A 22,274-nucleotide genomic window follows, 5' to 3' on the forward strand; every position below is an offset into this window, starting at 1 on the left:
GTATATGGGCATTTAAAAAAGATTAGCGAGAATTTTCCCTGTCCATGAGAAGAAATATAAATACATAAACACATAGCTTGCATAAAACATAACAAATGTTATATAACGATTGGTATTAAAAGGAACATGTATGCCACCGAAGGTTAAAATTTCAGAACAAGCTATTGTGGATGCTGCAATCCAGATTATCCGTGAAGAAGGGGAAGGAGCATTACATGCTCGGTCTGTTGCAAAGGCTCTCGGCTGTTCAGTACAGCCGATCTTCCATAACTTTCCATCCATGGAACATCTCAGGAAAGCAGTGTATCGAAAGGTCGATACCCTCTTTGAGGAACAGTTGCTCAAAGGATTGGAACAAAACGCCATCCCCTTTCTTGGTCTAGGGTTATCCTATATTGATTTTGCCAGAAGGGAGAAGAACCTGTTTCGATTATTGTTCATGTCAGATGAATTTGCAGGGAAACAGGTAATAGACCTTGTCTCGAATGATGCTAATAAGCCGATTATCAGCATCATTGCCCAAATGACACAACTTAGTGAGAAGCAATCAGAACAGATATTCCTGGGGATTTGGCTCTTGGTTCATGGAATCGCCTCGATGTTGGCCACTAACGAGTGCACGTTGGAAGACGAACAGATTTCCCAGCTCTTGATCCATACATTTACTGCTTTGAAACATGAATATAGTGAAGAAGGAAATGTATATGAACCCAACTAATGACAAAAAGATTTTACGGCGCTCACTTCTCTGGATTCTTGTCTATATTGCCTTGGTGAATATAGGGGATGAGATAGGGAGGCAGACAGGGCTAGGTAGTCTGGTGACTGCTTTGGTATTGCTCTGCTTTTCAGGAATACTGTTGAAAACGTATCGGGCGCAAGACCTATTGCTGAAGTTGCCAGAACGAAAAGCATGTAAAGGTGTATGGTTTTACATCCCACTCTTGGTGCTTGCTCTTATCCAATGGTTTGCAGGACTAGAAACTAGCTTGCTCCTATCTGATATCTTGGTTGCAGCTTTGTTGATGCTGGCAGTCGGGGTTGTTGAGGAAGTGCTTTTCCGTGGATTACTTTTTCAGGCAATCGAAAAGAATTCAACTACCAAACGTGCAGTCATCATAAGTGGAATAACCTTTGGTTTTGGACATGTGGTGAACTTGCTTAGGGGCTATGGTGCTGTGGAACTTTCTTCTCAAATAGTAGTAGCAATAGCCGTAGGCATCATGCTATCACTCTTAGTGGCAATGACACGAAGCATTGTTCCCGGTGCAATATTTCACGCTCTGTTCAATTTCAGTGGAACGGTCACCAATCAAGCTACAGAATTGCAGGCAATGCTGCTGCTTGCCATTCTTATCATTTCTGTTGCCTATAGTTTTGTCATTATTCGTACGACACCCAAACGAATGGTGAAGGTTGCCTGAGCGAAATAACTACCTGTTCCTTTCAGAACAGGTAGCTGTGTAAATGATTACAACGTTGCAAATCAAACTTTGAAAGCTGGTAAATCTATGAACAGCCTTCCCGATAGATTGGATTGGCACCATTAATCCATTGATGTATCGAATGATTGTTGGCGCTGAGAAAAATACTCATCAGTATCTGAATATTGCTGCAACACCTGTGGTACTTGGCATCATATCTTGAGGAACGATTAAAACCTCACCTTTTCGCATCAGGGTTAATTCAGCTATGTCATCCAGAAGATCATCAAGCTCAGGGTCACCAATGGCTCCATATTCTACCTCACCTGTAGCATGATTGATCTTTCCTGGCACTATTTTGCTTTCCTCAATGAGTAATGTTTCAATCCGACTATTGGACGCTGCATTGGCTACCGCTTTTATATCAGAGGAGCCTAGATTGTCTGCTTCAGCTATTTTATAGGATTCAATTACCTCTTGTATCTTTTTCAGATTGATTGGTTTGATAATCTCCAAAGCTTTAGCCTTAAGCGTATCCCTATCCAAGGAATCATAGGAGTTTTCAATCCCATCGTCCAATACATACGGATTATTGCTGATACTCTTGAAAAGAGAAAAAAACTCTGGAAGTGAAACAACGATAAGCGGTAATTTCGATGGTTTTGAATAGTGATCCAGCACGAAGCGGTCTACATATCGAAAATACTTTTCACTGTCAGTATCTCTCTCTTGTTTGGGATCTCCATGACCATGGTACATGGTATGACTTCCTGTACCTCCATACGAGCCATGGGAAAGATACGAATCTGTCAATTGCTCTCCCAAAACCTCTTCTAACGTCCGTGGTGTATCTGCGGGTAGCGTGATTTCTGAAAAACCATTTCTGTCACCCTGAAACAATGCAAAATTATTGCTACTCAACCCTAATAACTGATAGCTTTCCGTGGATTGGAAAGCCTTGATTAAAGGCTTGATATGAAAGCTATCTGCGACAGTAGCGAATTCCATCACAGGAATCTGGAGATTATACACTATGCACTTGTTTTTACTCGCCAGGACGGCTATGCCTTGTGATGTATTGTTCCAGAACGGTGCATCTTCCTCCAGTTCATAGAACGGTTCCATGATTACGTTGATTACATCCTTTTCATATTTCTGACTTAGGGACTTCTTGATCGTTCTCAGTAGATTTTTGAATACAATAGGATCTTGTTTGTTTTCAGGGAAGCGCTTGTGCGTCGGTTGATAGAGAGAAACAAAGGGTCCTTCCTCTTGATACAAAATTTCATTTGGAAAACGCTGTGCAATCTCATATGCCATGCTATACTCCTTTTTTTCATACATACTATGCCGCATCCGACAATACTTATAACTATAATATACAACATAATTTACGAATCGAAAACCAGTGGTGCAATTGTCTGTGAAGCAAGGAAAAACATCCCTTTTTAGCGCTTTCTGATAGTGTGATTTCCAAAACTATTCATACATCGACTATAATTGAGGGATTATGAACATCGTATTAAGCCATTTGTGATAGACTTCAGTACTTCCTATCGTGCAACCAGTGTTATGGTGATTGGAGGTTGCAATAAGAAAAGTTCATACAATATGAACAGTCTCCGCACAGCAAAAGCTGTTGCAAAGTTTCCTTCTTACCAGGTAATCCCCTGGTAAGGTACATTGAGATAGAGAACAGAATTGTCATTTGAGAGGTTCTCCAGAAAGGTTGAATTGGACCCAAGGATTCTCACCACCATATAGGCTTCGGGCTTCTTCCTTCACTCTTTGGAAGTGTGCACAGAGTTTTTTGTCTTAGGACAAGGAGTGGTCACTCATGGATCACCAAAATGACGTTTGTTCCAAGATTTTATGGTATGTGCAAAGATTACCGCCCTGTGGCCTCTGACATTCATCCTGTCCTAGGAATGAGAGAGAGCAGGGCATATGCTAGGTTCCATTACTGCTGTATTTACTTCTGCAGTTGCACAATGCTTGTCAGTACGATTAGGTGCAGTACAACCTGTTCTATCCAAGAGAACCAGTCATGTCCACTGAACCCACCAAAGTCGATAGTCAGAATATCGAGGATAACAATCAGGGCAAGCCAGAAGATCAAAATAATGGTGAGTGCAAGTTTGCCGGACTTCTCTGGGATTCCCTTCATGAAGAATTGGGCAACAAGGAGAATACCACAAAGCAACTCCAACGCTGAGAGAATGTAGAGTAGGAGTTCCCGGTCTCCACCAAACATATTGGAAAGTTCACGAGAAAGCTGACTACCAGCACCTGAAGCAGATGCAAAACCCATCATTCCCATTGCTATGAACAAAAGGGCTATGAGCAGTTGCTGTATCTTTGTAGATGCGAATACCCCAAGGGCTTCCTTTGGATTTTTAGCCATATTCTGACTCCTAATGATTTCTGCGATGTATCGTAGATAAGTGTAGACTCCGACTCGTGAATAGTAAAGGGTGGAATGGCCCTGGTTATCGTATTACATAGGTTTTGTGTTCTTATTTACAAATATGTAATTATTTATCTTGCAATAAAAAATATTCTTTAGCTTCTTCATTTCCCAACGGAGCGAGAGGAAAGGAATCAGCAGGAAAGTTCCTCTCCCGAGAGAGTGCCGGGAAAGCAAGGTGAGATACCCCGTCCCTTGGGGCGGAAAAGGAGGCAACGCCTCCTGAGTCCATTGCTTGCCTGGGGTATTGATACCTTTCATTTCTCTTCAGTACTCATATTCCTGTGAATAGTATCTCCAACGCTTTACGATATTCTTGGGGGACGATATACATAATCGAGACACATTTATCCTTGAGCAGATGGTACGGTTTCTACTACAGTGCTTACAGCATATGTATACGCAAGAAGGAAGATACAAAATATCTACTCTCCTATGATGTTGGTACTACAGGGATAAAAACATGTGTGTTTGCTGCTGGTGGTTACTTGGAACGTGTTGCTTCAGCACTCGCGAACTTATACACTGTATCTCCTGGATGGAGGAGGATCCGGGCAGGATCCAGAAGAATGGTGGAATACAATGATCATCACAAGTGAGAAGATTCTCTCCCAATCTGCTGTCGACGCAACTGACATCAAAGGTATTTCTTTCTGTTCCCAGATGCAAGGATTGGTACTTGTTGTCAGGCAAGGAAGGACGATCAGAAATGCATTCAGCTATCTCAATCAACGTGCAACCAAGCAGTTGAGAAAAGCGTGGTTGATCCTGCAACGAAGACTGCAGCAATCGTAAGTGCTCTTTCGAATGGTTTACCTATTTCTCTGAACCGAAGACTGACGGAAAATATCTCGAATGGGTTAAGGATCATCTGGCTCTTGATGAGTTACGCCTCTCCTTGGAAAAGAAACCGGTAACAGACTCTCCTAGAAAATGAAGCAACTGAAGCGATTCCAAAGGGAATCATATATGAACCAAGGCAAGATAACAAAAAAGTATATGACCGTAATCACAAGGTATATAATAGCTCTGTTGAACCAATAAGAAGTACTTTGCCTCCCTTAACGGACTGTAAAAAGGAATATCCATGGATAAAAACAACAATGTTCCGATGACTGGAAAACAGAATCTCATTCAATTAGGAAAGTTCGTGCTCTTTTCCATCAGTGCAGGAGTCATTCAAGTGCTGGTGTTCATGCTTCTAGAGGAATTATTTCATCTTCAATATTGGCCGAGTTATTTGATTGCACTCATTGCCAGTGTCATATACAACTATACTGTGAACCGGCGTTTCACGTTCAAGAGTGTAAACAATATCCCCAAGGCAATGACCCAGCTGGGAATCTATTATCTCATATTTACCCCGCTCTCAACCTGGTGGGGAGATGCACTGGTTGGTCTTGGAATGTCAGACTACATCGTCTTGGGCGGTACCATGGTGGTCAACCTAATCACAGAGTACTGTGTTAACAGATTCATCATTTACAGGACTTCCATGAATACCCGAGTCAAACCTGTAAATGTTTCATCTATCTAGGAGGAATCGTGTGGATTTGCTATTTCAACCTATCCTGATGCAACAGCAATTTCAAAGCAACGCAATAATCTAATCAAGAACCAAATTTATTGCATTAAAAGAGAAGCCTTGTCGCGCTATGCAAAAGAATATTTTGATGCAGTATGCCCTCGTTCAAAAGCCATGACCCATGAAACAAAGCACTATATTCCTGGCGGTGTACAATAACATATAACCTTGTCTTTTATCACTCTTTTCCATTGGTGATAAACAAAGCAGAAGGAGCATACCGTCCTTGGTTCAAACCCTTCATCTGTAATGGATATGGTGATTGAACTTGGCACTGAAACGATACGTATAGTCAAATCACTTTGTTGCACGAAAAAAGCCTAAATTATCAACAGGATCAGACTTGAATGCTATGGTGCATTCATTATCTCCAAACTTGAATATAAAAACATGGGTTTCATGAGAACCATGGCAACGTAAAATCAGTGTCTTGTTCTTGGCGTATCCCAGGTTCCAAGCGGTCGCTGAGCTTTCTCCATCATACACCCTTGCTTTACACTGACCTAACAGATGCTAAGGATAAGACAGCAGGGAATGTTAGTGAGATGGCTTACCATGATTCAAGAAGAAAGCATATCAGATTTTGAATTACCCAAGGGGTAGGGGATGCCTCCATTGGCTCGTAAGACCTTAATTTCCGGCTTCAACATTACATGCTTCGGATAATCCTCCCAATTTCCACTCAATCGTTTTAAGAGGAGTGTAGAAACTTCTTCCCCAATTTTATCACAAGGCTGTGCTACCGCATAATGACAAAGCTTGAGCAGCGGAGCATAGCTAAGATAGTCAAAACTTGCAAAGACAAGCTGGTCAAGCTGAGAAGAGGAGAGCATCTCCAATGCTTGAATGGTTGCACCCAGATGTAGTGAATCATTGGCAATAAAAAATGCTTCAGGATAATCAACCTCAAGAAGTGCTTGCCTAATAAGAGACCGGCCCGAGGTTTGAGTCATCGAGCCTTGATGATAGACAAATCGATTTTCTACTTTCAACCCTAGTTCTTCCATAGCCTCCAAATAAGCGAACAAGCGTTCATGCGCAGTATGGATGCTGAGATCACCACCGATATAACCAATTCGCTTATATCCTTCATGGCTCAGTGCCTTAATCATCTGATGGACACCGTAGCGGCTATCGGTCTCCACAAAATCAACGTTAATCCCCTCGATGCAACGATCAACCATAACCAATGGAATCTTGTCCAATGCTTTCGTCAAAAAGTGCTGACCTTCTGCTCCTGCCGGCATTACCACAATTCCATCTACATTACGCTCAATGAAGATTTGTAATTTTCTTTTCTCCTCTTCTATCGAATCATTAGAAGAAGTGATAAGCAATGAATATCCAAAAGGACCTACACAACGTTCAATAGCTTCTACAACTTCCATAAAAAATATATTGGAAAGTTCTGGAGCAATAATGCCTATAGTCTTGGTATGGCGGAATTTAAGAGAACGTGCTACTTCATTACGATTGTATCCAAGAAGGTCCATGGCTTCCAATACTCTTTCTTGAGTATGTTTGTGAACAGTTTCACTATGATTCAAGACACGAGACACAGTGGCAATTGAAACGTTTGCCGATTTTGCAACATCTTTGATTGTTGGTGAGGACATGATATTCTCCTAGCAAAAAGGGGTCAGCCGGTACAAGTGCCGGTGACCCCCCCAAACGTATGAGATGCTATCTCTCATCAATGGTTCATCAATCGTAAATCAAACCCTTGATATCTGGATCATCCATGTTCTGATAGTTATAAAACTTTGCACCGGTATCGACATCGGCAACAGGTTCACCCTTGTAAGCCTTGTAGGCCAGTTCGACAGCTTTATATCCAATCTGATAGGGGTCTTGGGTGATTGAACCGAGGAAGTACTGGTTACGGACAGCATTCTTCTGTGCTGCACCAGCATCATATCCTATTACCACAACATCCTTGAATGCAGGATTGCTCTTCAATGTTGCGCCATCATTGGTTGCCGCCAAGAGACCCTTGACCGTAGCCTCGTTGGAACAGAAGATTCCAAGAATATTGTCACTGGTCACCTTGTTCAGCATTGCCTGTGAGGCATTGGTAGCATCAGTCATTGCAGCAGAGGCAGGTACAATCATCTCAATGAAAACTTTTCTTCCCTTTGTTGGGCTATCAGGAGCAATGTACGCTGTGTTTCCAATTACTGCAATGTCATTCTTGCTAAGTGAGGTCTGCTCATCAATCAACTTAATCATGGTATCTCTGAATCCTTTACCACGGCTCAGCAAGGACTCTCCAGAAGCATCCTGATTCATGACTACAATCTTGACAGGTCTAGCAACTGTAGCTGCTTCAATTTTGCTCTTGATTACTTCAAACATCTTTTCAGCAGCCATGCCTGCTGCAGCATAGTTGTTGGTGGAAGCATTTGCCCAGATAGAACCAGCGGGAGCTTCGGGTACACCTGAATCAAATCCAATTACAGGAATTCCTCGTTCTTTCGCTTGCTGGAGCTGATCGAGTACACTACTTGTATTCAATGCAGCCAAAGCAATTGCTACTGGATTCTTGGCCATAGCATTGTTGAGCATTTCTACCTGGATTTGTACATCGCTTTCAGAAGGAGGGCCTTCAAACGTGATATCAACACCAAAATCGGTAGCTGCCGCATTGGCTCCAAGTTTCACTTGCTGCCAGAAATCGTGTTGTTCTCCTTTGGAAACAACAGCAATATAGGGCTTTTGCTCCTTTACGCCTTCCGCTAGCAAAATAGTGGAAGTAAGTAACATTAGAACCATTAGAACGAATAAGGTCTTCTTCATACCAATCCTCCTGTTTTCTACCGGGTCCAATAACCCGGATTGACTATATAAACGGATGTATTCCGTTATTTCTTTGAAAACTCCTTCTCTTTCTTGCGGAGCGCGGCTCTTTGCGCTTTTTCTTCTCGTCTCAAGGTTCGATATTGTGTACGCATCTCGCGTCGCAAATCTGCCAGTTCACTCTGTAGAGCTTTCTTGTCAGCTATATCAGCAACAGATTCCTTGGCTTTCAATTGGGATATCTTTGCAAGCATCTCTTCCTTGTATTTGTCCGAATCAGAGAGAATACGAACTTCTGATGACTTCTTCGTACGATAGATATCGAGCATGACTGCACCAAGGACAACCACTCCGGTAAAAAATGTCTGGTACTGTGACTGCAAATCCATCGATGGCAGTCCAGCACGTAACACACTCATGATATACACACCAATCATGGTACCGAAGACAGAACCAGCTCCTCCGCTGAGGCTTGTTCCTCCGATGACAGCCCCTGCAATAGCATAGAGTTCGAAACCCTGTCCTTGGGCAGGCATCACCGTAGTGTAGACTGCAGCAAAAGCAATACCACCGATTCCAGCAAGGAAGCCACTGATTACGTAAGCCATCATCTCCCATTTTGCAACATCAATACCACTGAGACGTGCAGCTTCCTTGTTTGAACCAACTGCGAAAATATACCGTCCCATCTTGGTTCTCGTAAGAATGATATAGGCAATAAAAGCTGTACCAAAGAGCACAATTGCTCCAGTAGGGTAGGATGTATTGTCTTCTGTGATGAATTTGAAGATTCCTTTGAACCAGCTATCTGCAGAACCACGAGCAGGGAACGTAGCACTGCGCACATTCGAAACAATGGAACCAGTTCCTAAGCTAATCATCATAGTTCCAAGAGTTGCGATAAAAGGAGGCAACTTCAGTCGACTTACCAGAATACCGTTAAAAAGACCGAAGGAGGTAGCGACGATGATGATCAGAATCAAGGAAAGCCACATAGGCCATCCCCAGGTTTTATATGCAGTTCCCCCGATGATTGTGGCGGCCATCATCACCGTACCACAAGAGAGATCAATTCCACCGGTGATAATGACGAATGTCACCCCGATAGCTAAGAATCCAATATAGTAGGAAGAGTCAAGAATGTTTACCAACGTTATATAAGAGAAGAAATTTCTACCGAACAAAGAAAAAAATGCATAGATAATGACGAGAGCCAATGGGGCAAGCATTTTCTGAAGGCTCAATCCTTTCTTTTTTTTCAACTCAATAGTATCATCCGTTTTCATCTATGGCTTCTCCTATCCATGTTGTGTTGCCAGTTCCATAATCTTTTCCTGGGTTGCCTCTTCAATATTGAGGAATCCAGTGAGTTTTCCCTCACACATTACAGCAATACGGTCACTCATCCTCAGTATTTCATTCAGTTCACTGCTGATCATGATGATAGACTTTCCTTCTTTGGCCAGTTCATTCATCAAGTGATAGATTTCACTCTTGGCACCTACATCAATTCCTCGTGTCGGTTCATCAAAAATGAGTACGGAACAATTTTTGATCAACCACTTTGCAATAACCACTTTCTGCTGGTTGCCCCCCGATAGATTTTGTACAAACTGATCGAGTGAGGGTGTCTTTACATTCAGTTTCTCTATATTTTCTGCAGCAACCTGATGAAGCTTCGAGCGGGGAAGGAAGAGTGTTGGACAGAGATCTTCATAGGATGCCATGACGGCATTTGCCTCCACTGACAGTCTAATCGCCAAACCAAAGCGTTTTCGATCCTCTGAAAGATACCCAATACCGTTGAGCACTGCATCCTTGGGGCTTTCAATGATTGTTCTTTCCCCATTGACATATATAGTCCCAGAGGCTTTATCGGCGCCAAAAAGAGCCCTCATCGTCTCAGTCCTGCCTGCGCCCATGAGCCCTGAGAACCCAAGGATTTCTCCTTTATGCAATTCAAATGAGATGTTTTGTACGAGTTTACCTGCATTAAGGTTCTCCACTTTCAAGACCACCGGTGCATCTTTTGGAACGTTGCTTTTGGATTTTGGCTGCTCATAGATAACACGACCAACCATCATGTTGATCATCTCGTCCTTGCTTAATTCCTTGGTCAGCTTGGTCCCTACATATTCACCGTCCCTCAAGACGGTAACTCGGTCAGTGATGACACCTATTTCATCCAGGCGGTGGCTGATGTAGATCATTCCAATCCCATTCTTTGCCAAATCTTTCATAATGGAGAAGAGGTCGTTAATCTCCCTATCCGTCAAGGCAGCGGTAGGTTCATCAAGAATCAGAACCTTAAGATTGTGGGAGACAGCTTTTGCTATCTCGACCATCTGTTGTTTTCCAACGGTAAGATTACTTACCGTTTCTTCTGGATCAATGGACATATTCAACCGGGCGAACAATTCTCTAGCTTTCTTGTTCTGTTCTTTTTCATCCAAGAACCAACCACCAAGTTTAGTAGACTCGCGACCTATGAATAGATTTTGGGCAACAGTAAGATGTTCCATCATGTTCAACTCTTGGTGCACGATTGCAATTCCTGCATCCAATGCTTCCTTCGGACCTTGAGGATTGAACAACTTTCCCATGTAATAGATTTCGCCTGAGTCTTTTGGAAATATACCGGTAAGGGCCTTCATCAGCGTTGATTTGCCAGCCCCATTTTCACCGACAATTGCATGAATTTCGCCTTCATACAAATCGAAGTCTACACCCTTGAGTGCATGTACGCCGGCAAATCGCTTGTCAATAGCTTTCATCGACAGGATTACATTACTCACAGCCGCATCTCCTTGTACAATTGTATTATTCACATGACTATTCCTAACTGTCAAGGGAAAATTTGTAAACGTTTACAAGAATATTAGTCATAGTAAAATAAAGTGGTCTTAGCGCGTTACCTATAAAAGTTTATGAAAATGATTGGCACTCGTAGCGTGTGAATTTACTAGAACAATGCTCAGTATTAGAAATGATGATGATACCTTTATATCCCATACAATACAGAAGAGCACAGGAGCAAGTACCATGCAACTAGAGTGTGTCTTCGTTTGAGAATACCAATTCATATGAAGTATCAGATGCTTTGTAAATTGATTCCAGATCCTTCATGACGAATCCAGGATTCCAATCCTTATACGTATAATAGGCACAGGTTCCACATGAAGATGAAAGTATCCTTGGTACCGGTGCCAGCCTGCAATCAATATGATAGTCTCTTGCATGCTTGAGAAATTGTACCGCTCCATATTGGCTGTGAAATGTTGCGATGAATTGGTTCATTATTTCTCCAATTCCAACATCCATCCATAGTCGGTTTCAACGACATCTACATGGTATTTCATTACCTTTGCAAAACGACTTACATTTTCCTTTGCCGCTATGGTGTCAACAAGCACCTTAAGATGCATGATTTTTTTGTCAACTGCTTTCTTTGTCTCAATTACTGGTTGTGGGCAAGACAGCCCGCGAGCATCAATTTCCATTTGTAGCCTCCTTTTTCTTGTTGCCATAGATAATCGTCAGAGCAATCGTTGTGAGCAGTACAAAACCAAGGATGGTTGCAACCTTGCCTCCAACAGTAGGTCCCTGGGGAGAGGAAGCCAAGGAAAAGTTGTGGGCGAATGCAGCTCCTGCGAGCATGCCCAGCACGCTGATTGCACTATCACTGTTCCCTTCTCCTGCTAAGATGGTCTGCCTGAGAGGACAACCTCCAAGTAGCACGGAACCATACCCGACCAAAGCCATGCCCAGAAAGTTCCACAACACATTGGTATGTGCAACGCTCTGTCCTTCGAATCCAAGCATGAAGTTTCCGGTCACCAAATTCATACCTAACGCTGCCACGAATACCATGACCAAACCTGAAAGCAAGGTGAAATCTCTGAAAAGGAAAATATCCCGGATGCCTCCTGCCATGCAAAACCGGTTCCGTTGTGCCAGAGACCCCACAACAAGCCCTCCTAGGAGGGAGAAAATGATGGGAGCATGCAAGCTACCTGGCCCTGAAGTGCTGAATGAAAGAAGTGATGGAACAAACAAAAGAATGAGAAGAAGGAATGCAAAAATACCGCCAATGGCACCACCTTCCACATTGGATTGTCTGTAACTTCGTCCAAGGGTAAATCCTTTGTTCAGTAACACCGAACCAGCAATAATTCCGGAAATGAAACCAAAGAGCCCCACCACTGCGTTTAAATCCCCTCCGGCCAGCCTTAGGATCATCCTGAAGGGACATCCAAGGAACACCAATGCTCCAATCATAACAAAAAAAGAGATGATGAAACGAAATACCGGGCTTGAGCCACCTCTTGGTTTGAACTCTTTTTTGAAAATGCTGATAAGCATCGAGCCCAAGAGCAATCCTATGATCTCCGGCCGAGCATACTGAGCTACAGAGGCTTGATGCAAAGACAAAGAACCTGCAATGTCGCGATAGAAACAAGCAATACAAAATCCCATGTTTCTGGGATTGCCGAGCAGTACAAGCACCACAGAGATGATGCCTATGATTATTCCTGCAACCATAAGCGATTTTTTTTCTCTTGAGACAACCATATTACCTCCATATAAACCCTATTGTAACCTTTATATTAATAAAAAAACAATGGTAATTTTTAGTGTATTATGCTACGCTTGCTCCATGAAAACCATCTACCTCGATAATGGTGCTACCTCTTGGCCCAAAGCACCCACAGTTGCAACAGCAGTTGCTTCGTTCATACGTGAACGTGCGGTGAACATAGGGAGAGGCAGCTATAATCGGGCTTATGAAACCGCTTTGGAAATACAAGCATGCAGAGACAAACTGGGAAAATTCTTTGGAGCCAGCGACAGCAGAAATGTAACCTTCAGTCTCAACGTAACCCATGCGCTGAACACATTGATTGCAGGACTCTTTACAGCTGAGGACCATGTGCTGGTCAGTGGAATGGAACACAATGCTGTTATGCGTCCATTGTCGCAGTTTGGAATCCCCTATTCCATCATTCCTTGCAACGCTGAAGGTTTTTTGCAAATTGAACAAATACCTCAACTTGTTACAGAACACACAAAAGCAATCATCATGACGCAAGCATCAAATGTCACTGGTAGCATCCAACCTGTCAGGGACGTTGCCGCCATCGCAAAAACATATGGTCTTATGCTTCTCATTGATGCTGCCCAGCTACCTCTTTCTTCAAACCTTTCCCTGATTGCTGATGGAATAGATGCTATTGCCTTTACTGGACACAAAAGTCTGTTGGGTCCACAGGGCGTCGGGGGATTAATTGTATCCGATCAGTTGGCAAACCTTGTCAAACCTTGGGCCGCAGGTGGTACCGGAAGCAAGAGTGCCCTGCTGCAGATGCCGGACTTTCTTCCCGATAAATTCGAAGCGGGAACACAGAATCTCCCTGGGATAATTGGGCTATCAGCTGCATTGGATTACATTAATGAGAACAAAACAGACATCATTGGACATGAACAGAAACTCACAGAGATTCTGCTCTCTGCATTTTTAACAGATGATCGCCTCAGGGTAATAGGCCCGAAGGACATGTGTAATCGTACCAGCGTTATCAGCGTTGATTTTCCTGGTCTGGACAATGCAAAGGTTGCAGACATGCTGTTTCTCCGCGCTGGTATTGAGACAAGGGTAGGGTTGCATTGTGCCCCCATCGCCCATAGGAGCATAGGGACGTTTCCCAGCGGAACCGTACGTTTCAGTCTCGGGTATGCAACGACAGAGGAAGAGATCCAGAAGACAATTGAAGCATGCTCCCAGGTATTGGATGATATGCATTCCAAGCAATTCCATACAATTGCTTCGGAATGAAACTAACTAAATTATAAGGATGAACGTATGCAAGAAGTAAAACTTACGCAGATGGTCGAGACAAGTGGTTGTGCAGCAAAGTTAGCTCCAGGCACCTTGCATCAAGTCTTGGATAGCCTACCGGTGATGCACAGCCCTGATCTTTTGGAAGGGTATGAAGGGAGTGATGATGCCTTTGTCCATACATTACCTTCAGCGGATGATACCGTGATGCTCCAAACAGTAGATTTTTTCCCACCTATGGTGGATGATCCCTACCTGTTTGGGCAGGTTGCAGCTGCAAACGCGCTCAGCGATATCTATGCGATGGGAGGGGAACCCAAGGTTGCCTTGAATTTGGTGTGCTTTCCCTCCTGCCTTGATCTTTCGGTTCTGCGAGAGATTCTCCTAGGAGGTCAGAGCAAGGTAGGAGAGGCAGGTGCGGTTATTGCCGGGGGACACACCATCAGTGATCCTACCCCAAAATATGGGTTGTGCGTAACTGGATTTGCATCCAAGAAAAGTATTTGGGCGAATAGTGGGGCAGAAGTGGGTGATTTACTGGTACTTACCAAGCCGCTTGGTGTAGGAATCATCAATACTGCTGTCAAGGCTGGTCAGGCCAGTGAAGTCGCAACAAAAAAGGCAATCGAAAGTATGACCATGTTGAACAAGCAGGCACGAGATGAAGCCTCTGCTTTCACAGTTCACGCAGCGACTGATATCACAGGGTTTTCCCTGATTGGACATGCAACTGAAATGGCTGTCGCTTCAAAGGTTGGCATTACCTTATATGCATCCAAAGTTCCCCTATTCCAAGAAGCACTTGTATATGCACAGATGGGATTGAACCCGGGAGGGATGTACAAAAATCGAGAATATCTGGAACAGAAGGTTTCTTTGCGGGACTCCTTCGCACAAGAAATGCTTGATGTGTTGTATGATCCCCAGACCTCGGGAGGACTCTTGCTCAGCATGAAGGAGAAGGATGCTGTTGCCTACAGTCGCAATACTGGATACCCAATTATTGGCTCAGTTGGACCTGAAGGAAACACGCCCATCAGCATTCACCAATAAGGACAAACTATCCAAGGTAACTGCTGAAGGGCAATATGACTTTGATTACGCATTGCTTTTACAGCAATGGAAGATGATTACTGAACTTCCCCAATCTCTTTCAGATAGTTCTCAGCAACCATTCGGGGAGACTGGCCCTCAACTGCAATCCTACTATTCAGCAGTTGCAGGGTTTCAAGATCAAGACTCTTGAACACCGGTTCAAGAATCGTGGCAATCTCAGGGCTCTGCTCGAGTGCTGACTTTCGGATGATTGGGGAGGGAGCATAGACCGGTTGTATGTTCTTCGTGTCAGTGAGGACCTGCAAGCCCAATGCAGCAAGCTGTCCATCGGTACCGTAAGCCATCGCTGCATTGACCTGTTCCTGTCCAGAGGCTGCTGCTTGTTCTGTAAGGGTGGTGTTTCCACCAGCGAAAACCAAAAGCTGGTTCTCACGCAGAGAGAATCCGTACCCTTTTTCAAAGGCGGGGAGTGCAGCCTCACTGGAAACAAACTCTTCGCTCGCCGCAAGCTTGAAATGGCCTCCTGCATTCACATAGGCAGCAAGGTCCTCCAGGGTTTCCAAGGATTCCCTTTCAGCAAGGTCCCCTCGTACTGCAATTGCCCAGGTGTTGTTGGCTGGAGCAGGCGTAAGCCAGACAATATTGTTAGCGTTCAAGTCAAGCTCAGCCGCCTTTTTGTAGCCGGCTTGGAAATCCTTCCAAAGATCTGCTTCGCTCTCTCCAGAGAAGAAGTAGTAAGCATTGCCTGTATACTCTGGGTAGATATCAATTTCCCCGGCGGTGATAGCAGAACGAACGATGGGGGTAGACCCCGTCTGAGTTTTATCAACCACACGGAAGCCATTGTTTTCCAGCATCAGTACAATCATGTTTCCTAGCAAGGCACCTTCTGTATCTATTTTTGAACCAACGGTAATCGTAGGTTTGCCAGTACTTTCCTTTGTCCCTGTAGTGAAAGCAGGAGTGGTTAGCAGTGCAAGAGCCAAGAGTGCAAAGAGTACCTTTTTCGTGAATTGTTTCATGATTATGCCTCCGATTGAAGAGATGAGAATACCCAGGGGATCAATTCCGAAACGGTAGGATGGGGGATGACGGTTTCCTGGAATGTCTGATAGCGAAGTCCTGCCTGCATGGCGAGTGCAATCATACCGATTACTTCATCCCCACCCACACCGAATACAGCGGCTCCAATGATTGTATCATCGTCCTTGTTTACCAAAATCTTTATACGCCCTTTTGTTTCATCCTTCTCCTTGGCACGACTTACCGATGCCATCTCTTTGGTAGCCACCAAGTAGGGAATATTATGTTGCTTTGCTTGTTTCTCATTCATGCCTACCCTGGCCAGTGGGGGATCGATGAAGAGCGAGTAGGTAAGAGTTCGGTCAGAGATTTTCTTGGAACCACCTGAGAGTGCCGAGAGAAACACCTGCCCGTCATGCACAGAGGTATGTGTGAAAGCACCTCTCCCGTTTACATCCCCAAGGGCATAGATATGCGGCACAGATGTACGGCATGTATCGTCAACAATAATGAACCCTCTCTCGTCGATCTCGACGCCGGCATTGCTCAGGTTCAATCCATCACTGTTGGGTATTCTACCGGCACCAACAAGCAGATGACTACCGGTTATGGTGCCTCCCTGGTATTCTACTGAGATTTGCTGATCAGCTTTCTGGGAGACTGAGCTGATTGAGGCAGAGGTAAAGATCTCAATCCCTTCATCCTCCAGGACGGACCGGGCAATTTCACTGATATCTTCATCCTCTTTAGAGATTATCTGAGGAGACGATTCAAAGAGTGTTACCTCTGAGCCGAGTCGTCTGAAAGCCTGCGCGAATTCCAACCCAATGTAGGACCCTCCAATGATTAAAAGATGCGAGGGAAGCTCATTCAAAGCAAGGATTCCCTTGTTGTCCAACCAAGGAACAGATTCAATACCCGGTATACTAGGAACCCTTGCCCTGGTTCCTGTATGTATGACAATTAATCCACCATAAATATGAGTTCCTTCTATTGCTATCGTATGGGCATCTACAAACGTACCAAAGCCAGGATAGAAGTCAACGGTTTCTTCAAGCCATGCCGTAAAGCCTTTGTTGGATTCATTGCGGATAGCATTAACCCGATCCATTACCTTGGAAAAATTTGTATGGTAGGAATCTACTTCAATCCCAAAATCACTGCCTCGTTTAATCATATGGGCTGTTCGGGCACTTGCAATAAGTGTTTTTGTAGGGGTACAGCCCCAATTGACACAACTTCCACCTACGCGATCCGCTTCAACAATGGCTACAGATTTCTTTTCTTCCAGGAGATTACCAAGGATAGTTCCGGTTGCTTGCCCTGTTCCAATGATGATTACATCGTAACGTTTCATCGTGATTCCCTCCTGGTAGGTTGTTGATATACTCTGCACTATAAAGGTGATTGCACCATTGCACAAGGAAAAACCCCTCTGGATACCTTGATTCCTCATCCCTCTCCTGTTATTCTCAAACGAACAAGGGTTTTTTTGCCTTTGTTGCGAGGTGTAGATAGTGACCAAACAGGCGATACGCCTAACAAAGGAATGGCATTGAATCGGAACACACTAACGTTGAAAGCCCTTGATAAACAGGTGGCATTTGCTCTGTTTCTTTTTCTCTTGAGCTTGACCCTTCCTTTTTTGCAATCACGAGAAAACAGAATTGCTGAAGAATTTACGGTAAGGCTGTTCTCTCTCGGTATTGGGCCTATCCTGCTTTTGCTCATTCCCCCACTCATGGTACTGGTAAGTGCATGCATCACAGAGAGGATGCATGCCTCACTGATAGCCACTGTTGCTACAGCTATGGGAGTGTTCAGTCCACTTTTGGTATTGACAATCGTGGGGAATGCATTGGTTGCAGACCTTGGGGCGTTTGCCCGATATAGTCCAGCCTCAGGAATGTATGTGTATCTGGCAGCTGTTTCCATTCTCTACTTGATGAAACCAAAGTTGCAAACCAGTGATAAGATTGCTCTCTTTTTGGTGGTATTGCTTGTAATTGGCATGGGCTTTATCGGACTGTTTGACCGGTTCGGTATTCTCCTTGAAGCAAAGAACCTCGGACCCCGCTTGGGGAGAGAAATCCTGGCACATATCAGGATTACTGGAATCAGCCTGCTTATCAGCATGGTCATCGGTATTCCCATTGCCTTCCTTGCCTTTTCGAATCGGACGGTTAGAAACATCGTGTTTCCCATCCTCAATGTGTTGCAGACCATCCCCGGTATAGCGCTTTTTGGATTGTTGATTGCTCCACTTGCGGCGCTTTCCCGGGCTTTCCCCATTCTTCGTGAGTGGGGAATCCAAGGAATCGGCAATACACCAGCGATTATTGCGCTCAGTATGTATGCACTCTATCCCATCATCAGGTATACCTTTACCTCGCTTGATGGAATTGATGAACAAGTCATCCAAGCTGCAAAGGGAATGGGTATGAACTCATCCCAATTGTGGAAGATTGTACGTCTGCCTTTGGCAACCGTAGGGATTCTCCATGGAGTGCGAGTAGCCTTGGTACAGACCATAGGGAACGCCACCCTCGCCAAGTTGATCGGAGGGGATGGGCTCGGTGTCTTGGTCTTTGAGGGGCTGGGGCAAGCTTCGGTTGATATGGTTTTGCTTGGCATGTTGCTTATTATCATTCTTACTGTCGTCTGTGACCAACTTTTTCAGATCCTAATCAATTTCTTTTCTCCAACATTTTTAAAAAGAGAGGAACACTGATGCATTTGCCTCCACATCCTATCCTTTCTGAAACCTCCATTTTTCTGCAAGCGGAACGTATTTCTGTGCAGTATGGAGAGACCAGGGCACTCAAAGACGTTAGCTTGCAAATACCAACCAATAGGGTAACAGTGTTGATCGGTCCCAGTGGGTGTGGGAAATCCACAACCCTCAGGTGCATCAATGCACTGGTGAAACTCTCTTCTGGCGTTATTACCTATGGTGATGAATCCATTCAGAACATGAATGAGACGGAGCTGCGAAGAGCCATGGGGTATGCCATTCAATCAGTTGGATTGATGCCTCATCTTAGTGTGGAGGAAAATGTCGATCTGGTTCCTCGGTTACTCGGGTGGGAACGTTCAGGACGAGCTGAACGGGTAAAACGATTACTCAACCTAGTGAGACTCAACCCTGAGGTCTACAGAAATAAGTATCCCCATGAACTCTCGGGTGGGGAAGCCCAACGGGTAGGGGTTGCCCGTGCCCTTGGTGCAGACCCTCCTGTATTGCTGATGGATGAACCCTTTGGGGCGGTGGATCCCCTGACTCGTGAACAGCTTCAGGATGAGTTTATCCACATTCAACGACAATTGAAGAAAACGGTTATTTTTGTCACTCACGATATTGATGAGGCAATCCGCCTTGCTGACTATCTGGTGATCATGAGGGAAGGAGAGGTAGTGCAAGCTGATACACCAGCTAATATTCTCGCTTCCCCAAAAGATGAGTTTGTTGAGCGTTTTCTCGGCCCTGACAGATCTCTCAAACGGCTCTCTCTCTTCACCGCCGACCACTGTTGTATCCAGAAAGTACCTTCGGGGCTGGAAGAACCAACCAAATCAGTATTACCTGAAGATTCGACAAGTTGTTATTGGCAAGTAGATGCAATGGGGCATCCTATAAAAGGTTTCATGTGGGTGAATGGCCGTCTCGTTTCCCGTGTGGTGAATAGCGCAAGCCACACAGTACAAACATACTCATCCCTGAGGGAGTGCATGGCAACAATCTTGAGCCTCGGTTTACCTGCTGCTGCCGTTGTGGATGATGAAGGTCGCTTGTTTGGGGAGGTGCGTTTTGAGACAATCCAAACGATCAGCATCTCCTAGTAGGCATGTACTAACACAATGGATTCCTCTTCTATTGCTAACAATCGGTTTGATTCTGTATATCACTTCTCCCACGTTGCAAAGTGCAATTCTCTCTCTTGTGTTTCCCCATGAGACACAATTCACGCATGCAAGAAAGACAATTCTCCAGATGACTGGAGCACATATTACGTTGACGATTGCAGCAACGCTGCTTTCGAGTGTGTTCGGTATTTTTATTGGAATCTTGGTCACCAGAAAAGCTGGAAGGGAGTTCCAACAGCTGGTACTCAAACTGAATGCATTCATCCAGACATTCCCACCGTCTGCAGTGATCATCTTGGCTTTTCCTGTGTTGGGATTTGGGTGGAAGCCAGCGCTTCTGGCTTTGTTTCTCTACTCACTTTTCCCTGTTCTAGGGAATACAGTAATAGGGTTCAACTCAGTGAGTCCAGCAGCAATTGATGCTGCAAAGGGAATGGGAATGACGTGGTTCCAACAACTGCATATTGCTGAGCTTCCCCAGGCTTTACCTATGATTATTACTGGAATTCGACACAGCTACATCCTCAATCTGGGTACGGCTGCCATTGCGGCGGTTATAGGAGGGGAAGGCCTCGGGACAATCATCATAAGTGGGCTTACCCTGCGTAACTCCGCCCTTGTGCTCTCTGGAACCATCGTGATCAGCATGCTTGCCTTCATTGGGGAGCAGTTATTTCAACTCCTCTCCTGGAAACAAACAAACCATGATGGTTCTACTCACATTCATGATTAATTCTGGAGTTTGTAGTAGCTAGAGAAATAGGAGTAGCCAGACTATCAGAACAATGAGAATGCTCAAGAGGGTTCCCAGAAGGTAATATTCTGCAAAGTCCTTATCTTTAAGCATTTCATAGCGAGAAATAGACTTGGCTGCCATCACCAAAGCCAGGGCACCAAACTGTCCAAGACTCAACAGTATTATCATGATATAGCGTTCAATGGTTCCGATCATAGCCCCAGCGTTATTACGGGGTGTCTCCTCTTTGCTTCCTAGCCTTGATATAATGTGTCTAATGGTTATATTGGAAGGTTTGGCTAGAATCAGGATGCAGAGAGTCCAAACAAGTAAGGTAGCATAGGGGAAAGTACTTGGTCCCAGAGACTTGGTAATCCATGACGCCGGTTGTAATGGCACTGGTTTGATGAATATTGCCACTGCTGCTAATGAGATGAGATGGACACCCTGATCCACCAAATACAGTGTAGATTCCTTGTATTTTCCATGGTTGTAAAAAAGGAATTTGATCGTGTCGATACAAATGTGAAGAATGATGAGGAAAATGAGGGAATTGATCAAGGCCATGGAAGGCTGAATAAACACAAGGGAGACCAAAAATGGTAGTGCATATACAAAACCATGAAGCAATACAGCTCGGTGTTTTGTTTTTTTAGACCCTGCCATTTTTTCGCTTTGGAGGTAGAAATCACCCAATATATGTAGCAGGAGATACAATTGGAAAACAACGGTATTCATACACACTCCTCACTGAGGATGCTCGTGATTCCAGCTAATGTATGCAGGTAGGTATAAAATTGTGCTGAGGCCAATGCGTTGTTCACCGTTGGTTGGGTGATGCCGAGCAGTGCAGCAGTTTGCATTTGGTTGTATTGGCCTGCTTCCATGAACGTGTGCAATGTTTTCTGCTGTTTGTCTGTCCAGCCTGCTTTCAACGTAGAGAGGAGAGAAAAGGTCATATTGAGCATGAGTGAAAGCTTCTCATTATCAGCAATACCAATTCGTATGGTCGTATAGGGTTCTTTGTGTTTTTTCTCGCTTTGCTTGAGCTGCATGAGCATATCACGGGCAATGTGGTATGCAGGTCCATCCATGCCAAAAGGAGAATCCTTGATGATTTCAGTGTGAATTTCTCCAATACCGATACCAAAACGGATGCGCACCGGCCACATATGGTGTTCTATGTAATCAACGATTGGAACTGCAAGAGAACAATCGCTCAGCAAACCCTGGAACTCATCTCCAAGCGTAATCGTGAATGATGATGCAATTGAATCCTTGATAAAATTGCTTTGTTTGGGCTTAGGAAACGTGTAGGAGAAGGGTGCGGTTTGAATAAGTTGCTCATAGGTACCCAAAAAGGAATAGTTGTTAATATTCTGCAAGACCATCTGCAGCTTTGTCTGAACTTGTCTTCGGTTTGTGAGTGTACGTGAGCCAATGATATCAGCGATGATAGCGGCATAGTGTTGTCTATTATCCATGGA

Annotated in this window: 23 protein-coding genes; 9 read left to right on the forward strand and 14 right to left on the reverse strand. The window is 44.4% G+C overall.

The features are described from left to right. Positions 1–130 precede the first annotated feature (130 nt). Both DYP60_RS10020 and DYP60_RS10025 read left to right on the forward strand, forming a co-directional pair. Complete coding sequence (locus DYP60_RS10020) at positions 131–718, forward strand: TetR/AcrR family transcriptional regulator (protein ID WP_117330874.1); 588 nt, start codon at positions 131–133, stop codon at positions 716–718. Then, positions 705–1,424 (forward strand): CPBP family intramembrane glutamic endopeptidase, encoded by a 720-nt coding sequence (locus tag DYP60_RS10025; RefSeq protein ID WP_160525617.1) that lies wholly within the window; start codon positions 705–707, stop codon positions 1,422–1,424. Before DYP60_RS10020 ends, DYP60_RS10025 begins: the two co-directional genes overlap by 14 nt. Positions 1,425–1,595: 171 nt before the next feature. Here the strand turns inward: DYP60_RS10025 and DYP60_RS10030 are convergent, their stop codons facing one another. From DYP60_RS10030 to DYP60_RS14290, 3 genes are all read right to left on the reverse strand, one after another. Beyond that, positions 1,596–2,744, reverse strand: a complete 1,149-nt coding sequence (locus DYP60_RS10030; RefSeq protein ID WP_117330876.1) for a baeRF3 domain-containing protein — start codon at positions 2,742–2,744, stop codon at positions 1,596–1,598. 652 nt (positions 2,745–3,396) lie between these two features. Further along, a complete protein-coding gene (locus DYP60_RS10035; RefSeq protein ID WP_117330877.1) occupies positions 3,397–3,828 on the reverse strand; it encodes a hypothetical protein in 432 nt (143 codons plus the stop codon). A gap of 130 nt (positions 3,829–3,958) precedes the next feature. Then, positions 3,959–4,123, reverse strand: a complete 165-nt coding sequence (locus tag DYP60_RS14290; RefSeq protein ID WP_160525613.1) for a hypothetical protein — start codon at positions 4,121–4,123, stop codon at positions 3,959–3,961. 263 nt (positions 4,124–4,386) lie between these two features. Here DYP60_RS14290 and DYP60_RS10045 point away from each other — a divergent pair, with 263 nt between their 5' ends. After that, a complete protein-coding gene (locus DYP60_RS10045; RefSeq protein ID WP_240622869.1) occupies positions 4,387–4,686 on the forward strand; it encodes an FGGY family carbohydrate kinase in 300 nt (99 codons plus the stop codon). A gap of 292 nt (positions 4,687–4,978) precedes the next feature. Continuing rightward, positions 4,979–5,428, forward strand: coding sequence for a GtrA family protein (locus DYP60_RS10050; RefSeq protein WP_117330880.1), 450 nt, complete (start codon positions 4,979–4,981; stop codon positions 5,426–5,428). A 608-nt stretch (positions 5,429–6,036) separates the two neighbouring features. Here DYP60_RS10050 and DYP60_RS10055 read toward each other — a convergent pair. The 7 genes from DYP60_RS10055 to yedE all read right to left on the reverse strand — a co-directional run bounded on the left by DYP60_RS10055 (position 6,037) and on the right by yedE (position 12,844). Further along, positions 6,037–7,092 carry a LacI family DNA-binding transcriptional regulator gene (locus DYP60_RS10055; protein WP_117330881.1) on the reverse strand — a complete coding sequence of 352 codons (1,056 nt, stop codon included), beginning with the start codon at positions 7,090–7,092 and terminating at the stop codon, positions 6,037–6,039. 88 nt (positions 7,093–7,180) lie between these two features. Beyond that, the gene (locus DYP60_RS10060; RefSeq protein ID WP_117330882.1) at positions 7,181–8,272 is read right to left on the reverse strand and encodes an ABC transporter substrate-binding protein; all 1,092 of its coding nucleotides are present in this window, start codon (positions 8,270–8,272) and stop codon (positions 7,181–7,183) included. Positions 8,273–8,337: 65 nt separating this feature from the next. Continuing rightward, positions 8,338–9,558, reverse strand: coding sequence for an ABC transporter permease subunit (locus DYP60_RS10065; protein ID WP_117330883.1), 1,221 nt, complete (start codon positions 9,556–9,558; stop codon positions 8,338–8,340). A gap of 12 nt (positions 9,559–9,570) precedes the next feature. After that, positions 9,571–11,067 (reverse strand): sugar ABC transporter ATP-binding protein, encoded by a 1,497-nt coding sequence (locus DYP60_RS10070; protein ID WP_117330943.1) that lies wholly within the window; start codon positions 11,065–11,067, stop codon positions 9,571–9,573. A gap of 253 nt (positions 11,068–11,320) precedes the next feature. After that, positions 11,321–11,569, reverse strand: a complete 249-nt coding sequence (locus DYP60_RS10075; protein WP_117330884.1) for a putative Se/S carrier protein — start codon at positions 11,567–11,569, stop codon at positions 11,321–11,323. Beyond that, positions 11,569–11,772: a sulfurtransferase TusA family protein gene (locus DYP60_RS10080; protein ID WP_117330885.1), complete on the reverse strand. Its 204-nt coding sequence runs from the start codon at positions 11,770–11,772 to the stop codon at positions 11,569–11,571. Before DYP60_RS10080 ends, DYP60_RS10075 begins: the two co-directional genes overlap by 1 nt. After that, positions 11,762–12,844: a YedE family putative selenium transporter gene (yedE, locus tag DYP60_RS10085; protein WP_117330944.1), complete on the reverse strand. Its 1,083-nt coding sequence runs from the start codon at positions 12,842–12,844 to the stop codon at positions 11,762–11,764. Before yedE ends, DYP60_RS10080 begins: the two co-directional genes overlap by 11 nt. 85 nt (positions 12,845–12,929) lie before the next feature. On the opposite strand from yedE, the gene DYP60_RS10090 reads away from it, so the two are divergent. Further along, positions 12,930–14,105: an aminotransferase class V-fold PLP-dependent enzyme gene (locus DYP60_RS10090; protein WP_165849552.1), complete on the forward strand. Its 1,176-nt coding sequence runs from the start codon at positions 12,930–12,932 to the stop codon at positions 14,103–14,105. A gap of 27 nt (positions 14,106–14,132) precedes the next feature. Then, positions 14,133–15,161 (forward strand): selenide, water dikinase SelD, encoded by a 1,029-nt coding sequence (gene selD / locus DYP60_RS10095; RefSeq protein WP_117330887.1) that lies wholly within the window; start codon positions 14,133–14,135, stop codon positions 15,159–15,161. A 77-nt stretch (positions 15,162–15,238) separates the two neighbouring features. Here selD and osmF read toward each other — a convergent pair whose 3' ends face one another. Then, complete coding sequence (gene osmF / locus DYP60_RS10100; protein WP_117330888.1) at positions 15,239–16,186, reverse strand: glycine betaine ABC transporter substrate-binding protein OsmF; 948 nt, start codon at positions 16,184–16,186, stop codon at positions 15,239–15,241. A 2-nt stretch (positions 16,187–16,188) separates the two neighbouring features. Further along, positions 16,189–17,544, reverse strand: coding sequence for a mercuric reductase (locus DYP60_RS10105; RefSeq protein WP_165849553.1), 1,356 nt, complete (start codon positions 17,542–17,544; stop codon positions 16,189–16,191). A 192-nt stretch (positions 17,545–17,736) separates the two neighbouring features. On the opposite strand from DYP60_RS10105, the gene DYP60_RS10110 reads away from it, so the two are divergent. Genes DYP60_RS10110 through DYP60_RS10120 form a run of 3 tightly spaced genes read left to right on the forward strand, consistent with a single transcriptional unit; the run spans position 17,737 to position 20,784 of the window. After that, positions 17,737–18,918 carry an ABC transporter permease gene (locus DYP60_RS10110; protein ID WP_117330890.1) on the forward strand — a complete coding sequence of 394 codons (1,182 nt, stop codon included), beginning with the start codon at positions 17,737–17,739 and terminating at the stop codon, positions 18,916–18,918. Then, positions 18,918–20,027 (forward strand): ABC transporter ATP-binding protein, encoded by a 1,110-nt coding sequence (locus DYP60_RS10115; RefSeq protein WP_117330891.1) that lies wholly within the window; start codon positions 18,918–18,920, stop codon positions 20,025–20,027. The genes DYP60_RS10110 and DYP60_RS10115 overlap by 1 nt, the downstream gene beginning before the upstream one ends. A gap of 49 nt (positions 20,028–20,076) precedes the next feature. Further along, positions 20,077–20,784, forward strand: coding sequence for an ABC transporter permease (locus tag DYP60_RS10120; protein ID WP_206363132.1), 708 nt, complete (start codon positions 20,077–20,079; stop codon positions 20,782–20,784). An 18-nt stretch (positions 20,785–20,802) separates the two neighbouring features. On the opposite strand, the gene DYP60_RS10125 is transcribed toward DYP60_RS10120, so the two are convergent. Both DYP60_RS10125 and DYP60_RS10130 read right to left on the reverse strand, forming a co-directional pair. Next, positions 20,803–21,525 (reverse strand): DUF3307 domain-containing protein, encoded by a 723-nt coding sequence (locus DYP60_RS10125; RefSeq protein WP_117330893.1) that lies wholly within the window; start codon positions 21,523–21,525, stop codon positions 20,803–20,805. After that, positions 21,522–22,271: a SatD family protein gene (locus DYP60_RS10130; RefSeq protein WP_117330894.1), complete on the reverse strand. Its 750-nt coding sequence runs from the start codon at positions 22,269–22,271 to the stop codon at positions 21,522–21,524. The genes DYP60_RS10125 and DYP60_RS10130 overlap by 4 nt, the downstream gene beginning before the upstream one ends. Between the last annotated feature and the right edge of the window lie 3 nt (positions 22,272–22,274).

Origin of the sequence: Sphaerochaeta halotolerans (assembly GCF_003429665.1) — a bacterium.
Classification (GTDB): Bacteria; Spirochaetota; Spirochaetia; order Sphaerochaetales; family Sphaerochaetaceae; genus Sphaerochaeta; species Sphaerochaeta halotolerans.